The organism is Methylobacterium variabile (genome assembly GCF_001043975.1).
Classification (GTDB): domain Bacteria; phylum Pseudomonadota; class Alphaproteobacteria; order Rhizobiales; family Beijerinckiaceae; genus Methylobacterium; species Methylobacterium variabile.
Window position 1 is genome coordinate 1 of the sequence record NZ_LABY01000423.1, and the last position, 499, is coordinate 499.

Here is a 499-nt window from a genome sequence, read left to right on the forward strand (position 1 = left end):
CTCGCCATCGCCATCGGCGAGCTCGTCGACGATGCGGTGGTCGACGTCGAGAACATCTTCCGGCGCCTCGGCGAGAACCGGAGGGCCGGCAACCCGAGAAGCGTGTTCGAGGTCGTCGTCGCGGCCTCGAACGAGGTACGCTCCGGCATCGTCTACGCCACGATGGTGATCGTGCTGGTCTTCGTGCCGCTCTTCGCGCTGTCGGGCATCGAGGGCCGGCTCTTCGCGCCGCTCGGACAAGCCTACATCGTCTCGATCCTGGCGAGCCTTCTCGTCTCGATCACCCTGACGCCGGTGCTCGCCTACTACCTGCTGCCGGGCCTGAAGCGCCTGGAGGAGCACGACAGCCGCTTCCTCACGCTGCTCAAGCGCGGCAATGCCGCCCTGCTGCGGAGCCTGCTCGGGCACGCCCGGCCCGTCATGGCGGTCGCCGGGCTGGCGGGGGGGGCGGCCGGGCTCGCGGCGGCCTTCCGCGCCCCGGCCCTCCCCCCCCCCCTCC

1 protein-coding gene is annotated in these 499 nt (G+C 71.5%); it reads left to right on the forward strand.

Annotated elements, in window-relative coordinates; translation table 11 throughout:
• Nucleotides 1-499 (forward strand): efflux RND transporter permease subunit (locus tag VQ02_RS33650; protein WP_048448630.1); only part of this gene is annotated, 499 nt, incomplete at both ends.